Source organism: Silvania confinis, from assembly GCF_025564085.1.
Taxonomy (GTDB): Bacteria; Pseudomonadota; Gammaproteobacteria; order Enterobacterales; family Enterobacteriaceae; genus Enterobacter; species Enterobacter confinis.
Genome location: NZ_JAMGZJ010000073.1, coordinates 131,827 through 151,179, shown reverse-complemented (window position 1 = coordinate 151,179; position 19,353 = coordinate 131,827). Strand labels below are relative to the sequence as shown.

Sequence of the window (19,353 nt, the reverse complement as noted above, 5' to 3'; positions counted from 1 at the left end):
ATTCGCTCATGACATAACACCAAAGGGGAAGGCAACCGATGCTGATTTTGATCAAAAAATGTCATAACCCTTAAACAAAAATGACAATCTGCCTGAAAGCTTTCAGCTGACGCCGCAATCCACGGCTTTCAGGCAGGGAGTTAACATTAAATGCGGAAATGTCCGGCGGTTTCAGCGAGCTCACCCGCCTGACCTTGCAGGGCGCTGGCCGCAGCGGCCGATTGCACCACCAGTTCGGCGTTTTGCTGCACCATGCCGTCGAGGTGCGTCACCGCCCGGTTGATCTCCTGAATGCCTTTCATCTGCTCGCTGGTCGCGACGGTGATTTCCCGCATGATCCCCGACATGCTGCCGATGCTGGTGACAATCTCATCCATGCTCTGTCCGGCCAGGTGCACGTAGCGTGACCCGGTCGCCACGCTGTTGGTGGTGGAATCGATCAGGGTTTTGATCTCCTTCGCCGCCTGGGCGCTGCGGCTGGCGAGACTGCGCACTTCGCCCGCCACCACCGCAAAGCCACGACCCTGTTCGCCCGCGCGCGCGGCTTCAACGGCGGCGTTAAGGGCCAGAATGTTGGTCTGGAAGGCAATACCGTCGATCACGCTGGTGATGTCGCCAATTTTGGTTGAGGCGGCCTCAATCGACTGCATGGTGGTGATCGCCTGGGATACCACGCTGCCGCCGCGGGTTGCCGCTTCGGAAGCTTTGCCCGCCTGTTCGTTAGCCACCGCCGCCGATTCGGTCGACTGGGCCACCGAGGCGGTGATCTGCTCGACGGCGCTGGCGGTTTCACGCAGGCTGGAGGCCGCCTGTTCGGTACGACCGGAGAGGTCCCGGTTACCGGCGGCAATTTCCTGGGCCGCATTTTTCACCGAGGTGCTGGCATCGCGCAGCTGCACCATCACCACCGAGAGCTTGTCGCTGAAGGCGTTAAAGGCATGGGCGATCTGCGCCACTTCGTCGTCGCCTTTTTCCGGCAGACGCTGGGAAAGATCGTTGGTGCCGTTGGCAATGGCGTGCATCGCATCGCGGATTTCCGACAGTCTTTTCAGCAGGCGGGCAATCACCAGGTGAACCACCGCCCCGCTGAGCAGAACCAGGATCGCCAGCGACAGGGCCGAGGCCTTGACTAACGTGCGCATCCCCGCAGTGGCATCCGCGCTGTCGAGGGCCACAACCAGCTGCCACTGGGTTCCGGTAATCGGCGCGGCGGCAAAGGTTTTGGTCACCCCGTTAAACTGACCCACCACGCTGTCGCCGCGTTTCAGGGCATCCAGATCCACGCCGCTGATCACGTCGTTAAATCGCTTCAGCGTTAACGCCGGATCGTTGGCGGCAATCACCGTCCCGTCGCTGTCGATCAGCAGGCCGCTGCTGGCCGGCGTCGGGTGGATGCCTTGTACGTTGGCGATCACGTTGTCCATCGCTACGTCACCCGCCAGCACCGCTTTCAGCTCGCCGTTCTCTTTCACCGGGACCGCAAAGGTCACCACCAGTTTTTTGGTGCCAGTATCAACATACGGGGCGGTCACCACAGGACGGTCTTCTTTGGCCGCCTGCTGATACCACGGGCGGATGGTCGGATCGTAATCGTCAGGCACCCCGGCAGGTTCAGAGAATTTCGCCGTTTTGCTGGCATAGCCGACATAGACGTTAATAAAGCCACCCGCTTGCGCCAGCTGTTTAAACATCGGCACCGGATCGTCGCTCAGGGCGACACTCTGCAGGGAATTAATCACCATCATCTTGCTGTTGACCCAGTCACCGATCGCCAGGCTGTGGCTGGCGCGCGTGCTGGCCAGCATATCGCGCTGCGACTGCTGGTTGTCCTCGCGCGTTACCTGGAAATTAATGACGGTATTAAGAAGGAGCGCGACGACCAGACAACCGACTGTCGCCGCGATAATACGAGCGCGAATTGACCTGAACATAATGTGATACCTGCTGTGTTGTTGTAAAAAGCCTATCGGCAATGAGCAGGTAAACTTGATGCTGGAACCGCGGTCATAAGCAAAAAATATATTCTATGGGGAATTATTAAAATGTTAATAATTTATCGGCGGCCAGTGTCCACTGCGCCAGTTCCACCAGCGTACCAATTTCAACCCCGTCAATCAGCGGCAGAGCGCTGATCCCACGCCCGTCGGTGCAGGTTTTGCACAGCTTCACCGGTACATTTTGCGCGGTCAGGATCTCCAGCATCTGCTGGATGTTATAGCCCTCGGCCGGTTTCTGGCCGCGCAGCCCGGCGGTCACCGCATCGGACATTAAAAACAGGCGTAAATCCAGCTCGTCTCCCTGTTCGCGCAGGGCGATGGCCAGCCGCAGGCTGTTGAATAACGATTCGCTGCCGTAGGCCGCCCCGTTGGCGACAATCACGATCTTCTGCATTGTGACTCCTGATAGTTGATAAGGCATGAAAATTGCTTACCTCTGTTTAACACACTGACCCGGGAGAGTAAGCATGACGATAATCACTGGCCGTCTACCCGGCGCCACTGAATGGTTCCAGCACGCCAGACTGATGCGCAAACAGCAGCTTTGCAAACTGGCGCAGCTTGGCACTCTGGTGAGCCGGATTAGCCACCTGGCGCATATGCTCCAGTGCGAACGCGGGGCGTCGAATATCTGGCTCTGCTCGCAGGGTACGCTGTATGCCCTTGAGTGCAAGGCCAGCCGCGCGCTGGTCGACGATCAGCTGCAGGCGCTTCACCGTGCGCTCGGCACGCCGCTGATGGCCAGCAGTACCCTGTGCGAACGCGTCGCCAGCGCCCTGCAAAGTCTGGAGCAACTGCCGACGTTACGCGAGGCGATCACAGCCTGTTCACTGCCCGCGACCACGGCGATGGAACACTATAGTCGCACGCTGCGCAACCTGCTCAGTATCGTGCCGCAGCTCAATGACAGCATTGACGATCCGCAAATCGCGGGCAGATTTGTCGCGCTCTACAGCCTGATGCAGGGAAAAGAGCTGGTGGGGCAGGAGCGCGCGCTGGGGGCCATCGGCTTTACCCAGGGCTTTTTCAGCGATGAGATGCGCCAGACCCTGGTGGATCGGATCGACGGACAGCAGGCCTGCTTCGAGGTGTTTCTCTCCCTGACGCCCGCCGGGCTACACGATCACTATACCCAGAGCGTGCCGGGTGCCGAGACCGAACAGCTGCGGCGTCTGGCCTGCACCCGCCAGCCCGCTGCGGATAAAGGCGTGCTGGCGATGCACTGGTTCTCTCTGCAAACCGCGCGGCTGGAGCAGCTGCGCGCCCTGGAAGAGCTGCAGATTGCCGACCTGATGCTGGCGGTGGATGCGCTCATCAGTCGGGCGGACGACTACCCGGCAGAAGAGCCGCTGATGGATGAGCCGCTGGCGCTGTATCCGCAAAAACCGCTCCTGCCGCTGGTGCGTCAGCAGGCGCGAGAGATCGAACAACTCTCCCGCCAGCTGGCCTCGATGCGCGACACGCTGGAGGAGCGCAAAGTCATCGATAAAGCGAAAAGCGTACTGATGACCCACCAGCAGATGAGTGAGGAGCAGGCCTGGTGCCAGCTGCGCAAAATGGCGATGGATAAAAATCAGCGGATGGTGGATATCGCCCGGGCGCTGCTGACGGTGAAAGCGCTGTGGCAGCAATAATGCACCCCGAGTGGGCAACGTCTGCATGATTGAGGTGCGTTTACCCGGCTGGCTGGCAGAAAACGCCCGCATTATAAGACTTTAAAAGCTGGCATCACCTTTGCATTAGTTTATTAACAATTTTAGACGGCGCGCCAACGGCGGTGCGTCAGTCTTAAGGATAAAGGCGTCCTGCAGTGCTTCGGCACTGTCGGGCGCTTTTTTTTGGCATTTTTTTCGGGAGTGAGCATGGTGGAATGGACAAGACGGCGTTTTTTACAGGCCAGCGCGCTGGCGGGCGGGGCAATGATGTTGCCAGGCCTGATGCAGACCGCATGGGCCGCAGGTTCCGATAAGCCGGAGCTCGATACCGTACGCGTCGGCTTTATCCCGCTGACCGACTGCGCGCCGCTGGCGATCGCGGCCTGGAAAGGATTCGATAAAAAATACGGCTTCACCCTGGTGCCGACCAAAGAGGCCAGCTGGGCCGCCGTCCGCGACAAGCTGGTGGCCGGTGAACTCGATGCCGCCCATATTCTGTACGGCCTGCTGTACGGTCTGGAGCTGGGGATCGCCGGCAAACCTAAGCCAATGGCCAACCTGATGACCCTCAATCAGAACGGGCAGGCGATCACCCTCTCGAGCGAGCTGGCCCAGCAGGGCGTGCGCGACGTCGAGGGGCTGAAAAAGCTGATTGGCCAGCAGGCACCGGGCAGCTACACCTTCGCCCATACCTTCCCGACCGGCACTCACGCCATGTGGCTCTACTACTGGCTGGCGAGCGCGGGGATCAATCCGTTCGATGACGTGCGCACCGTGGTGGTCCCGCCGCCACAGATGGTGATGAACATGCGCATCGGCAACATGGTCGGCTTTTGCGTCGGCGAGCCATGGAACGCCCGCGCTATCAACGACCGCATCGGTTTTACCGCCGCCACTTCCCAGTCGGTGTGGCCGGATCACCCGGAAAAAATCCTCGGCACCCGCCAGGAGTGGGTGGAGGCCAACCCGAACACCGCCCGGGCGCTGGTCAGCGCGCTGCTGGAGGCGCAGCGCTGGATCGATGCCTCACCGCAGAACAAGCAAGAGACCGCCCAGCTGCTGGCCCGTCGCGCCTGGCTCAACACCAAAGAACAGTACCTCACCGGGCGGATGCTGGGCGAGTACGACAACGGGGTCGGGCAGCGCTGGCAGGATGCCAACCCGATTCGCTTCTTCGGCGAGGGGGCGGTCAGTTATCCGTGGCACTCGGACGGCATGTGGTTCTTAACCCAGTTCCGCCGCTGGGGGCTGCTGAAAACCGACCCGGACTACGCCGCCATCGCCAGCCGCATCAACCGCACCGATATCTGGCAGGACGCCGCCACCGCGGTAGGCGGGATTTCCACGCCTTCGTCACCGCTGCGCAGCAGCCGACTGATGGACGGCACCGTCTGGAACGGTACCGATCCGAAAGCATTCGCGAACAGTTTTGCCATTCACCGTACAGGGGCCTGATATGAAAAAAGTAAACACCCAAGCGGCACCTGCCGCGCCGGTTAGCGGTGAAGTGATCACCCTGCCGCCGGTTCAGGTACGCCGCCGCGCACCGGCCTTCGCCCGCCAGATCAATGGCCTGCTGCAGCGGCTGATCCCGGCCGTGCTCGGCCTTGGGCTGCTGGTGCTGGCCTGGCAGTTGGCCGCGCTCAACAGTAAAGGGTTTCCGACTCCACTGAGCACCCTGGATTCAGCCATCACGTTGTTTGCCGATCCGTTCTACCGCGACGGACCCAACGACATGGGGGTGGGCTGGAACGTGCTGGCCTCGCTGCAACGCGTAGCCATCGGCTTTGGCCTGGCGGCGCTGGTCGGTATCCCGCTGGGGTTCCTGATTGGCCGCTTCACCTTTCTGGCCCGCATGTTCAACCCGCTGATTGCGCTACTGCGCCCGGTCAGCCCGTTGGCCTGGCTGCCCATTGGTCTGCTGCTGTTCCAGAAAGCGGAGCCCGCCTCCAGCTGGACCATTTTTATCTGCTCAATCTGGCCGATGGTCATTAACACCGCCGAAGGCGTGCGCCGCATTCCCGAGGATTACCTCAACGTGGCGCGGGTGTTACAGCTCTCCGAGTGGACGGTGATGCGCCGCATTCTGTTCCCGGCGGTGCTGCCTGCGGTCCTGACCGGGGTGCGCCTCTCCATCGGCATCGCGTGGCTGGTGATCGTCGCGGCAGAGATGCTCACCGGGGGCTTAGGTATTGGCTTCTGGATCTGGAACGAGTGGAACAACCTCAACGTCGAAAACATTCTCATCGCCATCGTCATTATCGGCGTGGTCGGTTTACTGCTGGAGCAAGGGCTGATGCTGATCGCCCGCCGTTTCAGCTGGCAGGAAAAATAAGGAGCGCACATGAAACCATTAATTCAGGTCCAGGCCGTCAGCCAACGTTTTTCCACCGCCAGCGGCGAGTTTCTGGCACTGCAGAACGTCTCATTTGATATTCACGAAGGCGAGACCGTCAGCCTGATCGGCCACTCCGGCTGCGGCAAATCAACGTTGCTGAACCTGATCGCGGGCATCACCTTGCCCACCGAAGGCGGGCTTCTCTGTGATAACCGCGAAATCGCCGGACCCGGCCCGGAGCGGGCGGTGGTGTTCCAGAACCACTCCCTGCTGCCGTGGCTGACCTGTTTCGACAACGTGGCGCTGGCGGTCGATCAGGTGTTCCGCCGCAGCATGAGCAAAGCGGAGCGTCGGGAGTGGATCGAACACAACCTCGATCGGGTACAGATGGGGCACGCCATCCACAAACGCCCTGGCGAAATTTCCGGCGGCATGAAGCAGCGCGTCGGCATCGCCCGCGCGCTGGCAATGAAGCCGAAAGTGCTGCTGATGGATGAGCCATTTGGCGCCCTCGACGCCCTGACCCGCGCCCATCTGCAGGATTCAGTAATGAAAATCCAGCAGGAGCTGAACACCACCATTGTGCTGATCACCCACGACGTGGACGAGGCGGTGCTGCTTTCGGATCGGGTGCTGATGATGACTAACGGCCCGGCTGCGACGGTCGGTGAGATTTTACGCGTCGATCTGCCGCGCCCGCGCAACCGGGTGCAGCTGGCAGAAGACAGCCGCTATCACCATATGCGTCAGCAGATCCTGCATTTCCTCTACGAAAAACAGCCGAAAGCGGCCTGAGGAGCGCCCCATGCGCCTGGTCATCATTGGAAACGGGTTGGCGGCGACGCGGCTGATCGAATCGCTGACCGACCGCGCCCCCGGCCGCTTCGCCATCACAGTGATTGGCGATGAGGCGGGGCCCGCTTACAACCGCATTCAGCTTTCGCCGGTGCTCGGGGGCGAAAAAAGTGCCGCTGCTACCCGGCTGCACGATGACGAATGGTATCGCCAGCGCGAGGTGACGGTGCTCAGCGGCGAGCGGGTACAGGCGGTGAATGCCCTGGCGCACACACTCCGTACCGACCGGCGTGAACTGGCGTGGGATGAGCTGGTGTTTGCTAGCGGATCGCAGGCGTTTGTGCCGCCGATCCCCGGCAGCCAACTGCCCAACGTCTTTACCTTTCGCACCCTTGACGACGTGAACGCCATTCTCACCACCCCTGGCCCGGCGGTAGTGCTGGGCGGCGGGGTGTTGGGCGTGGAAGCGGCGGCGGCATTACAGCAGCAATGTGACAACGTCACGCTGGTGCATCGCGGCGCGTGGTTGATGGACCAGCAGCTCGACAGCCACGCCGGATGGCTGCTTGAGGAGGCGCTCGATGCGCGCGGGATCCACTGCGAGCTGAACACCGGGCTGGCACAAATTACAGCCGACAGCGTCACCCTCAGCAACGGCCGCCAGCTGGCTGCCAGCCGGGTGCTGCTGGCGACGGGCGTCACGCCGAACGTCGCCCTGGCGCAGGAAAGCGGCGTGCCGTGCGGGCGGGGCATCCAGGTGGATGACCAGATGCGCACCGGGTTAGGCAATATCAGCGCTATCGGTGAGTGCTGCGAAATAGACGGTCAGACGTGGGGCCTGGTGGCACCGTGCCTGGCGCAGGCGGAGATCCTTGCCGCCCGGCTGACAGGCGACTGCGCCACCCCGTTTATCCCGAGCGACAGCGGCATGCGCCTGAAAGTCACTGGCCTTGAGTTGTTCAGCGCCGGGCAGGTGAATGCTCAACCGAACGATGCGGTGTGGACCAGCTGGGATCCGCTGACCCGCCACTATCGTCGTTTACTGATCCGAAACGGCACGCTGGCAGGCGTGCTGTTGATGGGGGATTGCCGCAGTGCGGCCACCCTCACTGATTTACTGGCTAAGCCAGAGCCCGCCCAGGCGGACTGGCTGTTCGATCGATTCACTACGCAGCCGCAGGTTGCAGGACAGAACGCTATGACAAAACCTACTCTGGTGGTGGTTGGGCACGGTATGGTCGGCCACCATTTTCTTGAAGACTGCGTAAACCGCAATCTGCATCAGCAATACCAGATCGTGGTCTTCGGCGAAGAGCGTTATGCCGCCTATGACCGGGTCCATCTTTCGGAGTACTTTGCCGGACGCAGCGCCGATTCGCTGTCGATGGTGGCGGGCGATTTCTTTGCTGAAAACGGCATCGAGCTGCGCCTCTCCCAGCAAATTGTGGCGATCGACCGTGAGGCCCGGGTGGTGCGCACCGCGGGCGGGCACGAAACCCACTGGGATAAGCTGGTGATGGCCACCGGATCCTACCCGTTTGTGCCGCCGGTGCCGGGACGCGAGCTGGCGGGCTGCTTTGTCTACCGCACCCTTGACGATCTCGACCAGATTGCCGCCCACGCAAAAGGTTCACGCACCGGGGTGGTGATTGGCGGCGGGCTGCTGGGGCTGGAGGCTGCCAATGCCCTGAAACAGTTAGGGCTCGAAACCCACGTGGTGGAGTTTGCGCCGAACCTGATGGCGGTGCAGCTGGATAACGACGGGGCGGCGATGCTGCGCCGTAAAATCGAAGCCCTCGGGGTGGGCGTACACACCAGCAAGGCCACCACTGAGATTGCGCAGACCGACAGCGGCATGGTGCTGCGCTTCGCCGACGGCAGCGAGCTGGCGACCGACATTGTGGTGTTCTCCGCCGGGATCCGCCCGCAGGATGCGCTGGCCCGCGAGTGTGGCCTGGCGTTAGGTGAGCGCGGCGGGATCGGCATCGATAACCAGTGTCGCACCTCGGATAACGATGTTTTCGCCATCGGCGAATGCGCGGTCTGGGACGGCAAAGTGTACGGTCTGGTGGCCCCCGGTTACCAGATGGCGCGGGTGGCCAGTGCCGTGCTGGCCGGAGAAGCCAACGCCTTTACCGGCGCAGACATGAGCACCAAGCTGAAGCTGCTCGGCGTCGACGTAGCCTCGTTCGGCGATGCGCATGGCCGCACGCCGGGTTCCCAGAGCTACCAGTGGACCCACGGCCCACAGCAGATCTACAAGAAAATCGTGGTCAGCGCCGACAGCAAAACCTTGCTCGGCGGGGTGCTGGTCGGCGATGCCAGCGAATACGCCACTCTGGTGCAGATGATGCTCAACGACATCAACCTGCCGAAAGATCCGGAAACCCTGATCTTACCTGCGGTAGCCGGAAGTGCGCCGAAAGCGCTGGGCGTGGCGGCGCTGCCGGACAGCGCGCAGATTTGCTCCTGTCACAACGTCAGCAAGGGCGATATTTGCCAGGCGGTGAGCGATGGTGCGACCGAGATTGGCGCGGTGAAACAGTGCACCAAAGCCGGTACCGGCTGCGGGGGCTGTACCGCGCTGGTGAAACAGGTAATGGAGTTCCAGCTTGCCGCTCAGGGCGTGGAGGTGAAAAAGGATATCTGCGAGCACTTCGCCTATTCGCGGCAGGAGATCTACCACCTGGTGCGCGTCAACCGCATCCACACCTTTGACCAACTGATCAGCCGCTACGGCCACGGCCACGGGTGCGAAATCTGCAAACCGCTGGTCGGGTCGGTGCTGGCCTCTTGCTGGAACGAATACCTGCTGAAACCGGCCCATCTGCCGCTGCAGGATACCAACGACCGCTTCTTTGCCAATATCCAGAAAGACGGCACGTATTCGATTGTGCCGCGCATGGCGGCGGGGGAAGTGACCGCCGACGGGCTGATCGCCATCGGCCAGATCGCCAAACGTTATCAGCTGTACAGCAAAATCACCGGCGGGCAGCGTATCGACCTGTTTGGCGCCCGGCTGGAGCAACTGCCGGAGATCTGGCAGTTGCTGATCGACGCCGGATTCGAGACCGGTCACGCCTACGGGAAATCCCTGCGCACGGTGAAATCCTGCGTCGGCTCGACCTGGTGTCGCTACGGCGTGCAGGACTCCACCGGGCTGGCAGTGGTGCTGGAGAACCGCTACAAGGGGCTGCGCGCGCCGCATAAGATCAAGATGGCGGTGTCGGGCTGCACCCGCGAATGCGCCGAAGCCCAGAGCAAAGACGTAGGGGTGATTGCCACCGACAAGGGCTGGAACCTGTATCTGTGCGGCAATGGCGGCATGAAGCCGCGCCATGCGGATCTGTTTGCCAGCGATCTCGACGATGCCACGCTGCTGCGCTACGTTGATCGCTTCCTGATGTTTTACATCCGCACCGCCGACCGTCTGCAGCGTACCAGCACCTGGATGGATAACCTCGAAGGCGGGCTGGACTACCTGCGCGAGGTGATCATCGACGACAGCCTTGGTCTGGCCGACGAGCTGGAGCAGGAGATGGCCCGCGTGGTGGAAACCTACCAGTGCGAATGGCAAACCACCCTGCAGGACCCTGGCCGTCTGGCGCAGTTCCGCACGCTGGGAAGCGACGCCGAACCGGTGGCAAACAAGCGCTGGCAGGATGTTTGCACCGTCGAAGAGATCCCCGAGCAGGCCGGGATTGGTGCGCGACTGGGCCAGCAGCAGATTGCGCTGTTCCGCTTCGGCAAGGCGATTTATGCCCTTGAAGACCGGGAGCCGGGCAATGATGCCAGCGTGCTGTCGCGCGGCATCCTCGGGGATGCGGGCGGCGAGCCGGTAGTGATTTCCCCGCTGTACAAAACGCGGATCCGCCTGCGCGACGGGCGTCAGTTCGAGACCGGCGAAGTGGCTGTGCGCGCCTGGCCGGTAAAAATTGACGGCAACCGGGTGCTGGTGGGTAGCGAAGAACTGGTGATGCGCGCGGAGGCCTCATGACCGAAACCCGGACCACCTGTCCTTACTGCGGCGTCGGCTGCGGGGTGATCGCCCGGGTTGACGCCGACGAGGTCAGCGTGCGCGGCGATGAGAGCCATCCGGCAAATCGTGGCCGCCTGTGCGTTAAAGGCTCGGCGTTAGGCGAAACCACCGGGTTAGCAGGTCGCCTGCTGTACCCGGAGGTGGATGATCAGCCGGTGAGCTGGGATCACGCGCTGGACACGGCGGGCTCGCGGCTGCGGGAGATAATCGATATCCATGGTCCGCAGGCGGTGGCGTTTTACGCCTCCGGCCAGCTGCTGACCGAAGATTACTACGCCGCCAACAAGCTGATGAAAGGCTTTATCGGCGCGGCCAACATCGATACCAACTCCCGGCTGTGCATGTCCTCGGCGGTGGTCGGCTACAAGCGGGCCTTTGGCGAAGACATTGTGCCGTGCAGTTACGACGACATCGAACAGACCGATCTGGTGGTGCTGGTGGGCTCTAACGCCGCCTGGACCCATCCGGTGCTCTATCAGCGGCTGGTGCAGGCGCGCAACGCTAATCCGGCGATGAAAGTGGTGGTGATCGACCCCAGACGCACCGCCACCTGCGATATCGCCGATCTGCATCTGGATCTGGCCCCCGGCAGCGACGCGGGGCTGTTTGTCGGCCTGCTAAACGCCATTGACGGCGAAGAGGGCGACGCGCAGCAGCTGGCCCACGACTGGCCGCTGGCGCGGGTGGCGGCGTTTTGCGGTCTGGCGGAAGAGGCGGTCGCCACTTTTTATGCCTGGTTTATCGCTGCTCCGCGCGCGGTTACGCTCTACACCATGGGCATTAATCAGTCCGTCAGCGGCAGCGATAAGTGTAATGCGATCATCAACGTCCATCTGGCGAGCGGCAAAATTGGCCGCAGCGGCTGTGGGCCTTTTTCACTGACCGGGCAGCCCAACGCGATGGGCGGGCGCGAAGTGGGCGGGCTGGCAAACCAGCTGGCGGCGCACATGAATTTTACCCCGGACGATCTCAGCCGGGTGGCGCGCTTCTGGGGCAGCGAGCGGCTGGCGCAGACCCCGGGGCTGATGGCGGTGGAGCTGTTTGACGCCATTGCCCGGGGCGAGGTGAAAGCGGTGTGGATCATGGGTACCAACCCGGCGGTATCGCTGCCCGACAGCCATGCGGTGTGCCAGGCACTGGCCGCCTGTCCGCTGGTGATGGTCTCCGAGGTGATGCGCGATACCGACACCAGCCGCTTCGCCCACATTCGCTTCCCGGCACTCGGCTGGGGCGAAAAAGACGGCACCGTCACCAACTCCGAGCGGCGGATCTCGCGCCAGCGCAGCTTTCTGCCAGCCCCAGGCGAAGCAAAACCCGACTGGTGGATTATCGCCCGCATTGCACAGCAACTCGGTCACGGCGCGGCCTTCGCCTGGGATCATCCTCATGCCATCTTTGCCGAGCATGCGGCGCTGTCCGCCTTTGAAAATCACGGCGAGCGGGTGTTTAACCTGGCGGAACTGGCCTCGCTGACCCGCGCCCAGTGGGACGGTCTGGTGCCCTGGCAGTGGCCGATTGACCCTGAGGCGCTGACCCGCGCCCGCCGGGTGCCGGTCGTCCCGCAGACGCACGGCGCGACCCCCGATGCGCTGTATCCCTTTATTCTTAATAGCGGGCGTATTCGCGATCAGTGGCACACCATGACGCGCACTGGCTATGTTCCCCGCCTGATGCAGCACCGCGACGAGCCGACGGTGGACATCTCCCCCGCAGATGCCGCGCGCCTTGGCGTGCAGGACGGCCAGCTGGCCCGTATCAGCTCCGCGCGCGGGCTGATGGTGGCGCGAGCGCAGATTAATAGCGGGCAGCGGGCAGGGGAGCTGTTTGCTCCGATGCACTGGAACAGCTGTTTCTCGCGGCAGGGTAAGATCAATGCGCTGGTGGAAGGGCGCTGCGATCCGCATTCCGGCCAGCCGGAGAGCAAACAGACTGCGGTGCGGTTGATGCCCTGGCAACCCGCCTGGCAGGGGGAACTGTACAGCCGCGACGAACTCCCGTTGCCCAGCTCGGTATGCTGGTGGCGTAAGGCGACCGCCGGGGTGTTGCGCCTGACCCTCGCGGGCGATAAACCGCTGCTGGCGTGGCTGATGGCACACTGCACCGGGCAGGGCTGGCAGCTGCAGGTCGCCCAGGTGGGAGATCGCAGCAGCCTGCTGGCCTGGCTCGACGGCACGTTAATGCTGGGGTACTGGGAAGGCAGCGCCTTGCCCACGCTGGCGCAGTCTTATATCGAACAGGCGTTTCGCAGCGCACCACAGCAGCTGGCTGAGCGTCACGCGCTGCTGAACGGGCAAAGCCCCGGAGAGCAGGTCGATCAAGGCCGGATTATCTGTAGCTGTTTCAGTATCGGGGAAAACGCTATCCGCGAGGCGATTGCCGAAGGGTGCGACTCGGCAGCGGCGCTGGGGGCAAAATTGCGCTGCGGGACCAACTGCGGATCCTGCGTGCCAGAGCTGAAGGCGATGCTGTGTGTGAAGGCGTAAACGCGTCGGGTGGCGCTATGCTTACCCGACCTACGTTTCCCTTAGCGCCATCAGGCATCAGGTTATTCCTGGAATTTCCCTTAAAGCTGCAATTGTTTCCAAATCACGTTAAGGTATTCAGCGTATTTTCATAAACACAGGCGCTAATACACGACGTTGATGGCCGTATTGTCCCGCTTTCGTCCTCTGCTTTTACTCTCCCTCTTTTTGGTCGGAGCCGTTCAGGCTGCCCCGAATTCCTTCGTGCAGCAGGCGCAAAACCCCTTTGATAACAACGGCGATGGTTTGCCGGATTTAGGTATGGCCGCCCCCACGCGCGAGGGCGAAAAGCATCTGGCCGAGATGGCGAAGGCGTTTGGCGAAGCGAGTCAGGTCGATAATGGTCTGACCGCCGAAGAGCAGGCCCGTCAGTTTGCTTTTGGTCAGGTGCGCGATGCCGTCAGCCAGGAAGTGAATCACCACATTGAATCCTGGCTATCGCCGTGGGGGAATGCCACCGTCAATCTGCTGGTCAATGACGAAGGGCGTTTCACCGGCAGCAGCGGCAGCTGGTTTATCCCCTGGCAGGACAATAACCAGTATCTGACCTGGAGCCAGCTTGGTCTGACCCAACAGGATGACGGGCTGGTGAGCAATGCGGGGATCGGTCAGCGCTGGGTGGCGGGCAGCTGGCTGCTGGGCTACAACACTTTTTACGATAATCTGCTGGATGAAAACCTGCAGCGCGCCGGGCTGGGGGCTGAAGCCTGGGGCGAATACCTGCGCCTGTCGGCGAATTTTTATCAGCCGTTAGCCGGCTGGCATAACAGCTCGACCACCGAAGAGCAGCGGATGGCGCGCGGCTATGACGTGACCGCTAAAGCCTGGCTGCCGTTTTATCATCACCTCAATACCAGCGTCAGCTTTGAACAGTATTTTGGCGACAACGTCGATCTGTTCCAGTCCGGGACGGGCTACCACAATCCGCTGGCGGTGAACCTGGGGCTGAACTATACCCCGGTGCCGCTGCTGACTTTCTCTGCCGCCCATAAGCAAGGTGAAAGCGGCGTCAGCCAGAATAACCTCGGCATGAAGCTCAACTACCGCTTTGGCGTGCCGCTCACCAAACAGCTCTCTGCCAGCGAAGTGGCCGACAGTCGCTCGCTGCGCGGCAGCCGCTACGATCCACCGGAACGTCAGAACCTGCCGGTGATGGAGTTTCGTCAGCTGAAGACGCTCTCGGCCTGGCTGGCGACGCCGCCGTGGGATCTGCAGCCGGGTGAGACGGTGGTGTTGAAAATGGATATTCGCAGCCGTCACGGCGTGCGGCAGCTCTACTGGCAGGGGGATGTGCAGGCGCTGAGCCTGACCTCACCGGCGAAAGCCGATAGCAGCGAGGGGTGGAGTATTATTCTGCCGGCCTGGGACAGCAGTGAAGGGGCGAGCAACCGCTGGCATCTGTCGGTGGTGGTCGAGGATGATGAGGGGCAGCGTGTCTCTTCCAATGAGATCACACTCGCACTGACGCCGCCGCTGCTGACGTTCCCGGAAGACGATCCGCGCTGGACCCTGCTACCGGACGACTGAACTAGAAAATACGATCCTGATGCACCCACACCGCCGCTTCCACGCGCGATTTCAGCTTCATCTTCTTCAGCATATGTTTGACGTGTACCTTCACCGTACTTTCGGTGATATCCAGACGGCGGGCGATCATCTTGTTCGGCAGACCCTGGGCAATCAGCTTGAGGATATCGCGCTCGCGCGGGGTCAACTGGGTGACGTCGCGATCGGAGGTGGCGCGGTTGGCGCGCAGACTCGCCGCCAGCACCGGGGTCAGGGCTTCGCTCAACACCATGTCGCCTGCGGCGGCCTGTTGCAGGGCTTTCAGCAGTTCTTCCGGCTCCATGTCTTTCAGCAGATAGCCGTCCGCACCGCGTTTGAGGGCGGTGACCACGTCTTCTTCATGGTTAGAGACGCTGAAAACGACCACACGGCCGGAGAGCGATTTTTCCCGCAGCTTATCCAGCGTTTCTAACCCGTTCATCCCCGGCATATTCAGGTCGAGCAGGATCAAGTCAGGATCCAGCGCTTCGGCCAGTTCAATGCCCTGTTCGCCATTGCTGGCTTCGCCCACGACGGTGATATCCGACGCCATGCTGATAAGTTGTTTTACGCCGGTGCGCAGCATCGGATGATCGTCGATTAACAGGATTGTTGCAGGCTCCTGACTAGACATGGTGTTCTCCTTGGGCAGTGAAAAGAGGCTTTTCGGGAATAAAGGTGACGGTGACGTCGGTACCGCCAGACTCGCCGCGGCGAACCTGACAATCACCACGTAAGCTTTGCGCACGGTCGCGCATAATGATTAAGCCGTAGTGATTATTTCTTTCGGCGTTTTCCGGCACGCCAGAGCCGTTATCACGAACCGTGAGTTTGACCTGATTGTCATGATGGCTCACGAACAGGGCAACTGCGGTCGCCCCGGAATGTTTGAGCGCGTTGCTTAACGCTTCGCGCGCGATCTGCAGCAGATGGATGGCCTGGTGGGACGGCACAAAGCGCGGCGGCAGCTGGTAGTCGAGCGATACCGTAAACCCGATCCGGGCGCTGAATTCCTGACAGCTGGCCTCCAGCGCCGGGCGCAGGCCGGGCTCCGTCAGCTGCAGACGGAAGGTGGTCAGCAGCTCGCGCAGCTGCACCCAGGAGGTATTCAACTCGTTGCGGATCTGGCTCAGCAGCTGTTTGCTGTTGTCCGGCAGGTCGGTGTCCTGCATCTGCAGGCAGCTGACCTGCATCTTCATACACGACAGCGACTGGGCGATGGAGTCGTGCAGCTCCCGGGCAATGGTGGCGCGTTCTTCCATCACAATCAGCTGTTGCTGTTTTTCCTGATGGCGGTCGAGGGCCAGCGTGGCGGTGAGCTGCTCAACCAGCGTATCGACCAGTTGCTGCTGATCGTGGCTCAGATGGCGCCCTGCGGGCAGCGTCGCCAGCAAAATACCGTACTGCATCAGATTGTCGGCCAGTCGCCACTTCAGCGTCGTCCCACTATTCGAGTGAGAGGGCAGGTCGCGCGGGCAAAGATGACAACCCTTTTCATCGCAGCTCAGATCCGACTGACAGGTAAATTCCTGATGGTTCTCTTCATCTTCGGTGTCGTAGACGCGCAGCTCGATATCGTGCAGCTGGGTCAGGTTTTGCAGGCCGTTCAGCACTGGTGATAGCCGTTCGCACAGCGGTACCTGCGAATGCAGACGACGGTTAGCCTGCCACAGGAAGGAGAGAATTTCGTTTTTTTGTTCCAGTCCGGCGGTTTTTTCCCGCACCCGCTGTTCCAGCACCGCGTAGCTTTCGGCCAGCTCGCCGGACATGGTATTCAGCGCGTCGCCGAGCATCGCCATCTCATTGCGTCCGCTCACCTGCGCACGTTGGGTAAAATCACGCTGGGTCACGGCGCGAGCCATTGCCAGCAGCTGTCGCCATGGGCGAAGCAGCCTGGCGCGCAGCCAGATAATGGTAAACACCAGCAGCAGGCCCATAAAGACGGCCATCAGCTGCTGCATCAGCACCACCCGCGCGATGCGCTGTTCGGTGCTGGAGTCGAAGGCGCTAACCAGATCGTCCAGCCGGCTGACAAAATTCGCCACGTCCTCGGCCACCGTCTCAGGGCTTTGCGCCTGCCGGAGGCCCGGCTCCAGCTGGCTGTGCCAGTAGCCCTGCAGCGCCATCAGTTTTGGCTGCTGGTTTTCACGACGCGCGGCCTCTTTCAGTGCCGGGCTGAACACGGTCACTTCCATTTCGTCCAGCAGGGCTTGATTGGCAGGCGCCAGCGGGACCGCCGCCAGCAGTCGGTAGCTCTGCATCCGCAGTGAACCGGCTTTATTAATGGCGTGCGCGTTGCCCTGGACGCCCTGCACCAGCCAGCCGGAAATCGCCATCCCCGTCACCCCGATGGCGGTGGACAGCATGACGATCAGCACCAGTTGATTAACCAGCGTCAGCGGTGAAAAACAGCGTTTAAACATAGAGCAGTCTGGCTCCTGACAATGCCTGGACTTGGAAGGAGCCCTATTCTCAGGCATACCCCGGAGTATACCCATACCCCAAAAGGATTACTCCCTAATTGCCATTAAACGGGTGAATGGGAGAGGAGGAGGATCCAGCAAGAGCAGCAGCGTGAAAAACCACACCTTTTCTGGCGAAAAACCCTACTCACAAAGGGTAATGGCCATGTTTTACTTCTGAATTAGCTACCTTTTCCTTTGATTTATATCAACTTACCGCCAGCTTAAAACCCTGATCTTTGTCCAACTTTTAAGAATCAGAGGTGTCTATGAGTCACTCATCTTCTCCCGAAAGGGAATCTGGCGCGGTTATTACCGAGTGGCGTCCGGAGGATCCGGCGTTTTGGGAACAGCGTGGTCAACGTGTTGCAAGTCGTAATCTGTGGATTTCTATTCCCTGTCTGCTGCTGGCGTTCTGTGTATGGATGCTGTTCAGCGCCGTGGCGGTCAACCTGCCAAAAGTGGGCTTCAAATTTACTACCGATCAGCTGTTTATGCTAACGGCCTTGCCGGCGCTGTCGGGTGCGCTGTTGCGTGTGCCTTATGCGTTTATGGTGCCGCTGTTTGGCGGACGCCGCTGGACGGCGTTCAGTACCGGGATCATGATTATCCCGTGCGTGTGGCTGGGCTTTGCGGTACAGGATATCACCACGCCATTCAGCGTCTTCGTGACGATCTCACTGCTGTGCGGCTTCGCCGGGGCTAACTTTGCCTCCAGCATGGCCAACATCAGCTTCTTCTTCCCGAAACATAAGCAGGGTGGGGCGCTGGGGCTGAACGGCGGTCTGGGTAATATGGGCGTCAGCGTCATGCAGCTGATTGCGCCGCTGGCGATCTCGGTCTCTATTTTTGCTGTTTTTGGCGGCTCCGGCGTTGAGCAGGCGGATGGATCGCACCTGTTCCTGCAGAACGCTGCGTGGATTTGGGTTCCGTTCCTGGTGATATTTACCCTCGCCGCATGGTTTGGTATGAACGATCTGGCGGCGTCGAAAGCGTCGCTGCGCGAACAGCTGCCGGTACTGAAACGTGCCCATCTGTGGATCATGGCCTTGCTGTATCTGGCCACGTTCGGCTCGTTTATCGGCTTCTCCGCCGGATTTGCGATGCTGTCGAAAACCCAGTTCCCGGACGTGCAGATCCTGCAGTTCGCCTTCTTCGGTCCGTTCGTTGGCGCGCTGGCCCGTTCGACCGGTGGGATGATTTCTGACCGTCTGGGCGGGACGCGCGTGACGCTGGTAAACTTTGTGGTGATGGCGATTTTCTGTGCGCTGCTGTTCCTGACGCTGCCAGTCAATGGCGTGGGCGGTAACTTTAGCGCCTTCTTCGCGGTGTTTATGGTGCTGTTCCTGACCGCCGGGCTGGGGAGCGCCTCCACCTTCCAGATGATCTCGATGATCTTCCGTAAAATGACCATGGAGCGCGTCAAAGCGCAGGGCGGCGACGAGCAGCAGGCCATGCGTGAAGCGGCCACCGATACGGCTGCGGCGCTGGGCTTTATCTCGGCGATTGGCGCGATTGGCGGGTTCTTTATTCCAAAAGCATTTGGTCTCTCTCTGGAGCTGACCGGCTCCCCGGCAGATGCTATGAAAGTGTTCCTCGTATTCTATATCGCCTGCGTGTTTGTCACCTGGCTGGTATATGGACGTCATTCTAATAAAAAGTAAGTAGTGATTATCCGTTTGCGCGGCCTGGTGCCGCGCTTTTTTTTAGTGGTTTTTAGTTACAACATACTTAAAGGGATGACGGCCACGCCAGGGGGTAGCACTGTGATCGCTATCGCTTAGCAGAATCGTCTACTCCTTAAAACTCTGCACAGGGAATGATGCGGTTTGTTTTGTACGACTAATCATAAAAACCCTTATTTATCAGCGTGATGCAAAACAGAAGTCCGTACTCCCTTGGGGGTAGTAAAAGATAAGCCCTCCGCAACAGACCTGACCCGCCTTGATCGTTATCAATTCTCGCCATCTTTCATAGCGTTACCTTCGCTGCAAATCAGC

12 protein-coding genes are annotated in these 19,353 nt (G+C 60.8%); 8 read left to right on the top strand and 4 right to left on the bottom strand.

Annotation, left to right across the window (positions count from 1 at the left end; all coding sequences use genetic code 11):
- Positions 1-146: 146 nt before the first annotated feature.
- A complete protein-coding gene (locus tag M8013_RS09535; RefSeq protein ID WP_271267560.1) occupies positions 147-1,931 on the bottom strand; it encodes a methyl-accepting chemotaxis protein in 1,785 nt (594 codons plus the stop codon).
- A 106-nt stretch (positions 1,932-2,037) separates the two neighbouring features.
- Entirely contained in the window at positions 2,038-2,391 is a 354-nt protein-coding gene (locus M8013_RS09530; protein ID WP_271267559.1) for a DsrE/DsrF/TusD sulfur relay family protein, read from the bottom strand.
- A 73-nt stretch (positions 2,392-2,464) separates the two neighbouring features.
- Here M8013_RS09530 and nasR point away from each other — a divergent pair, with 73 nt between their 5' ends.
- From nasR to M8013_RS09495, 7 genes are all read left to right on the top strand, one after another.
- A complete protein-coding gene (nasR, locus tag M8013_RS09525) occupies positions 2,465-3,631 on the top strand; it encodes a nitrate regulatory protein NasR (protein ID WP_271267558.1) in 1,167 nt (388 codons plus the stop codon).
- Positions 3,632-3,859: 228 nt separating this feature from the next.
- Positions 3,860-5,107, top strand: a complete 1,248-nt coding sequence (locus tag M8013_RS09520) for a CmpA/NrtA family ABC transporter substrate-binding protein (RefSeq protein ID WP_271267557.1) — start codon at positions 3,860-3,862, stop codon at positions 5,105-5,107.
- Between the two features lies 1 nt (position 5,108).
- Positions 5,109-5,987, top strand: a complete 879-nt coding sequence (gene ntrB / locus M8013_RS09515) for a nitrate ABC transporter permease (protein ID WP_271267556.1) — start codon at positions 5,109-5,111, stop codon at positions 5,985-5,987.
- Between the two features lie 9 nt (positions 5,988-5,996).
- Positions 5,997-6,785 carry an ABC transporter ATP-binding protein gene (locus tag M8013_RS09510; protein WP_271267555.1) on the top strand — a complete coding sequence of 263 codons (789 nt, stop codon included), beginning with the start codon at positions 5,997-5,999 and terminating at the stop codon, positions 6,783-6,785.
- 10 nt (positions 6,786-6,795) lie between these two features.
- Positions 6,796-10,782, top strand: a complete 3,987-nt coding sequence (gene nirB, locus M8013_RS09505) for a nitrite reductase large subunit NirB (RefSeq protein ID WP_271267554.1) — start codon at positions 6,796-6,798, stop codon at positions 10,780-10,782.
- On the top strand, positions 10,779-13,307 hold the full coding sequence (locus M8013_RS09500; protein WP_271267553.1) for a nitrate reductase: 2,529 nt from the start codon (positions 10,779-10,781) through the stop codon (positions 13,305-13,307). Before nirB ends, M8013_RS09500 begins: the two co-directional genes overlap by 4 nt.
- Positions 13,308-13,466: 159 nt before the next feature.
- A complete protein-coding gene (locus M8013_RS09495) occupies positions 13,467-14,873 on the top strand; it encodes a YchO/YchP family invasin (RefSeq protein WP_271267552.1) in 1,407 nt (468 codons plus the stop codon).
- A 1-nt stretch (position 14,874) separates the two neighbouring features.
- On the opposite strand, the gene narL is transcribed toward M8013_RS09495, so the two are convergent.
- Positions 14,875-15,525: a two-component system response regulator NarL gene (gene narL / locus M8013_RS09490; RefSeq protein WP_271267551.1), complete on the bottom strand. Its 651-nt coding sequence runs from the start codon at positions 15,523-15,525 to the stop codon at positions 14,875-14,877.
- Positions 15,518-17,314 (bottom strand): nitrate/nitrite two-component system sensor histidine kinase NarX, encoded by a 1,797-nt coding sequence (gene narX, locus M8013_RS09485; protein WP_271267550.1) that lies wholly within the window; start codon positions 17,312-17,314, stop codon positions 15,518-15,520. The genes narL and narX overlap by 8 nt, the downstream gene beginning before the upstream one ends.
- A gap of 308 nt (positions 17,315-17,622) precedes the next feature.
- Between narX and M8013_RS09480 the strand changes: the two genes are divergently transcribed.
- Complete coding sequence (locus tag M8013_RS09480) at positions 17,623-19,017, top strand: NarK family nitrate/nitrite MFS transporter (RefSeq protein WP_271267549.1); 1,395 nt, start codon at positions 17,623-17,625, stop codon at positions 19,015-19,017.
- The last annotated feature ends 336 nt before the right edge of the window (positions 19,018-19,353 follow it).

Coding starts and splice junctions, on each gene's coding strand:
- ntrB (WP_271267556.1), top strand. CDS start 5,109: ATGAAAAAAGTAAACACCCAAGCGGCACCTGCCGCGCCGGTTAGCGGT.
- M8013_RS09495 (WP_271267552.1), top strand. CDS start 13,467: ATGGCCGTATTGTCCCGCTTTCGTCCTCTGCTTTTACTCTCCCTCTTT.
- nasR (WP_271267558.1), top strand. CDS start 2,465: ATGACGATAATCACTGGCCGTCTACCCGGCGCCACTGAATGGTTCCAG.
- M8013_RS09500 (WP_271267553.1), top strand. CDS start 10,779: ATGACCGAAACCCGGACCACCTGTCCTTACTGCGGCGTCGGCTGCGGG.
- M8013_RS09530 (WP_271267559.1), bottom strand. CDS start 2,391: ATGCAGAAGATCGTGATTGTCGCCAACGGGGCGGCCTACGGCAGCGAA.
- M8013_RS09480 (WP_271267549.1), top strand. CDS start 17,623: ATGAGTCACTCATCTTCTCCCGAAAGGGAATCTGGCGCGGTTATTACC.
- narX (WP_271267550.1), bottom strand. CDS start 17,314: ATGTTTAAACGCTGTTTTTCACCGCTGACGCTGGTTAATCAACTGGTG.
- nirB (WP_271267554.1), top strand. CDS start 6,796: ATGCGCCTGGTCATCATTGGAAACGGGTTGGCGGCGACGCGGCTGATC.
- M8013_RS09510 (WP_271267555.1), top strand. CDS start 5,997: ATGAAACCATTAATTCAGGTCCAGGCCGTCAGCCAACGTTTTTCCACC.
- M8013_RS09535 (WP_271267560.1), bottom strand. CDS start 1,931: ATGTTCAGGTCAATTCGCGCTCGTATTATCGCGGCGACAGTCGGTTGT.
- narL (WP_271267551.1), bottom strand. CDS start 15,525: ATGTCTAGTCAGGAGCCTGCAACAATCCTGTTAATCGACGATCATCCG.
- M8013_RS09520 (WP_271267557.1), top strand. CDS start 3,860: ATGGTGGAATGGACAAGACGGCGTTTTTTACAGGCCAGCGCGCTGGCG.